3 protein-coding genes are annotated in these 3,614 nt (G+C 74.0%); 1 reads left to right on the forward strand and 2 read right to left on the reverse strand.

All coding sequences use genetic code 11. The features are described 5' to 3' along the window. Window positions 1–197: 197 nt before the first annotated feature. Window positions 198–899 carry a Maf family protein gene (locus tag ACZLKG_RS16555; protein WP_425709805.1) on the reverse strand — a complete coding sequence of 234 codons (702 nt, stop codon included), beginning with the start codon at window positions 897–899 and terminating at the stop codon, window positions 198–200. Window positions 900–1,005: 106 nt separating this feature from the next. Further along, window positions 1,006–2,706 carry a DUF885 domain-containing protein gene (locus ACZLKG_RS16560; RefSeq protein WP_425709806.1) on the reverse strand — a complete coding sequence of 567 codons (1,701 nt, stop codon included), beginning with the start codon at window positions 2,704–2,706 and terminating at the stop codon, window positions 1,006–1,008. Between the two features lie 44 nt (window positions 2,707–2,750). Between ACZLKG_RS16560 and ACZLKG_RS16565 the strand changes: the two genes are divergently transcribed. Continuing rightward, window positions 2,751–3,344 carry a hypothetical protein gene (locus ACZLKG_RS16565; RefSeq protein ID WP_463649352.1) on the forward strand — a complete coding sequence of 198 codons (594 nt, stop codon included), beginning with the start codon at window positions 2,751–2,753 and terminating at the stop codon, window positions 3,342–3,344. Window positions 3,345–3,614 lie beyond the last annotated feature (270 nt).

Raw genomic sequence — 3,614 nt, forward strand, 5'->3', positions numbered from 1 at the left:
GTTCTCGTACTCGGCCACGATGTCGATCCGGTCCTGGATCGTGTGCCGACGCGGCCCGCGATACCCGTTCTTCATGAACGTCTCCAGTCCCCACCCCCTGTGTCTCACACCAGGCTGACACAGAGGGGGGAGGCACGATCTCGCCAGGTGAGGCACGAGCTCGGCGGGTGTGCCGGTGACGGGACGGCGCCCGGCCGTCAGGCCCAGAGGTCGGTCACCGCGACGCCGTGCTCGCCGAGCAGCTCGCGCAGCAGCGGCAGCGAGACCCCGACGACGCCGTGGAAGTCCCCCTCGATCCCGCGGACGAACGGCCCGCCGATCCCGTCCACGGTGAACCCACCGGCCACCTTCAGGGGTTCACCGGTCGCGACGTAGGCGTCGATCTCGGCGTCGGACAGGTCGGCGAAGTGGATGACCGCCGAGGACACGCCCCCGACGCCGGAACCCTCCGCGCGGTCGTCTCCCGTCGCCGCGTCCCGCCCGGCCCCGACGTCGACGAGCCAGTGCCCCGTGTGCAGCACGCCCGTGGAGCCGCGCATGGCCCGCCACCGGCGCGTGGCCGTCTCGGCGTCGCCGGGCTTGCCGACGACCTCGACCCCGCCCCCGAGGTCGACCTCGAGCATCGAGTCGCAGCCCAGGACCAGGGTGCGACCGTGCGCGGAGCCGGGCTCCGCCGTCGGGCCCGCGTCGGCGACGTCCTCGGCCTTGGCGCGGGCGAGCGCGAGGACCTGGTCGGCGGGTGACGGCGGGGGATCGCCGGCCTTCTCCGCCGCGCGCGCCTGCGCCTCGAGCACGGCGGGCTCGTCGACGTCGGAGACCTGGACGTCGTGCGCGATCCCGGCTGCGGTCAGGGTGGCGGTGCGGGCGGGCGAGGCGGAGGCGAGCAGGAGACGGAGCACCAGACGAGGGTATGGCCAGGACGGTGCGCGCTCGTCGCGCGCCGTCGACGACGGACCGGACTCCCGACGGGTCCTGACCGCACTCCCGACGACAGAGGGGTGGGGGTCAGGCGAGGGCGCGGCGGAGGGTGTCGAGGCCGACCGAGCCGACGTCGAGGGCCCGTCGGTGGAACCGCTTGAGGTCGAAGTCGGCCCCCTCGCGGGCGGCGGTCTCGTCCCGGATCTGCTCCCAGATCCGCTGGCCCACCTTGTAGCTCGGTGCCTGGCCCGGCCACGTCATGTAGCGGTCGAGCTCGAAGGCGAGGAAGGCGTCGTCGGAGTTGGCGTTCTCCTGCAGGTAGGGCCATGCCACCTCGGCGTCCCACCGGCCGGGGCCGAGGTCGGCGGGCCGCGGCAGCCCGAGGTGCACGCCGATGTCGAGGACCACGCGCGCCGCGCGCATCCGCTGGCCGTCGAGCATGCCCATCCGGTCGCCCGGGTCGTCGAGGTAGCCCAGCTGCTCCATGAGCCGCTCGGCGTACAGGGCCCAGCCCTCGCCGTGGCCGGAGACCCACACACCCACCCGGCGGAAGGCGTTGAGCAGCTCGGAGCGGTACGCGGTCTGCCCGATCTGCAGGTGATGGCCGGGCACGCCCTCGTGGTAGACGGTCGTCAGCTCGCGCCAGGTGCCGAACTCGGTGACGCCCTTCGGCACGGACCACCACATGCGCCCGGGGCGCGAGAAGTCCATGCTCGGACCCGTGTAGTAGATGCCGCCGGTCTGGGTCGGGGCGATGCGGCACTCGAGGCGGCGCACCGGCTCGGGGATGTCGAAGGACGACTCGGCGAGCTCCGCGACCGCCCGGTCGGACGTGGCCTGCATCCACTCCTGCAGCGCATCGGTGCCGTGGAGCGTGCGCGCCGGGTCGGCGTCGAGGTTCGCCATCGCCTCGGCGACCGTGGTGCGCGGCCCGTACAGCTCCGCCGCCACGGCCTCCTGCTCGGCCGTCAGCCGAGCGACCTCCTCCAGCCCCCACGCGTACGTCTCCTCCAGGTCGACGTCCGCGCCGAGGAAGTAGCGCGAGTGCAGGGCGTAGCGCTCGGCCCCGACGGCGTCACCCTCGCCCGCGTGCGGCGCGAGCTCGGTCTCGATCGTCTCCGCGAGCGCGCCGTAGGCGGCCCGCGCCTCCTCGGCGCCGCGCTCGAGGTCCGCCGCGAGCTGCCCAGACGCCACGGCGCCGTCCGGCCGGGCGCCGGCCGCGAACGCGGTGAAGAAGGAGTCCTCGGCGGCGAGCTCACGCGCCTGCTCGACGCCGATCCGCACCTGCCGCCGGGACGGGTACCTGCCCTGCGCGGCCTGGGTCCGCAGCGCCTCCGTGTAGCCGGCCAGGGCGCCGGGGAGGGTGCGTAGCCGTTCGGCGATCCAGGACCAGTGCTCCGCGGTGTCGGTGGCCATGAGGTCGAAGGTGTCGCGCAGGTTCTGCAGCGGGCCGTGGAGGTTGTTGAGCGGCGCGAGGTCCTCGCCCGCCTCGTGCAGGGCGATCCCGGCGCCGAGGCGCTCGCGTAGGACGTCGGCGGTGACGGCGTCGACGTCGTCGGCCGCCTCGAGCCGAAAGAGCTCGGCGAGCGTGGCGCGCCTGAGGTCCGCCCGGGCGGCCACGCCGTCCGGGGTGAGGTCCGGCCACTCGTGCTCGTGGCCGGGCAGGCCCATGTCGGTGGCGTCGATCGGGTCGAGCGCCGCGGCCGCGGCCAGGTGCCGCTCGGCGAGGGCGTCGATCGCGGTGGTGGCGCGCGGGGCAGACTCGGGGCCGGTCGAGGTGGTGGTCACCTCCTCAGCGTAGGGGGCGGGTCCGGGTCGACTAAGGTCCCTCCGTGCGTCCCTACCCCGACCTCTCGTCGCAGCACGGCCTCGTGCCGGTCGCCCCGCACCCGTTCCGCGACAACGCCTGGCGGCTCGCGCTCTACCTGGCGCTCATGGTGCCGCTCAGCGCCGCGGTCGTCATCGGCACCCAGTGGTGGCGAGCGATGGAGGTCACCCCGGTCGACTGGCCCCTCGTCGGGATCGTCCTCGCCCTCTCGTGGGTGGTCGTGCTCGCGATCGTCGTGGCCGTGCTGCGTCATCACGGGCGCCGTCTCGAGGTCGACCTCCTCGGACGCCGGGTGGCCGTGCGCGAGGAGGAGGCCTCCTTCGACGACATCGCCGCCATCACCACCCATTCCGAGGTGGCGCGTCGGGGGGTGGTCCCACCCGGGATGCGGGCGGCCACCGGCGGCGCGCCGACGGTCTGGGTACGCCTGGCGTCCGGCGCCGTCGTCCATCGCCCGCTCGCCCGCCCCCTCGGCGGTCGGATGCGCCAGCGCGACGCCTGGCTGCTCGCCGAGCTGTGCCGGACCAGCGGGGCGCCCGACGCCGAGGCGACCCGCGGGGCGATCCACCGGTTCTACGACTGGCCCGAGTCGCGCTGACCGGCCGGGCTCCGCGCCGACCTGGACTGTTCCGGGTCGAGCTGGACCGCGCTGCCCTCTGTGTCAGCCTGGTGTGAGACACAGGGGGTGGGGACTGGAGACGTTCATGAAGAACGGGTATCGCGGGCCGCGTCGGCACACGATCCAGGACCGGATCGACATCGTGGCCGAGTACGAGAACGCTGACTTCGGGCGGCGCGTCGAGGTACTGCGTCGGCACGACATCGCTCACTCGACGTTGTTGCGATGGCGTGACCAGCGTAATGCTGG

Source organism: Georgenia sp. Z2081 (assembly GCF_055326445.1).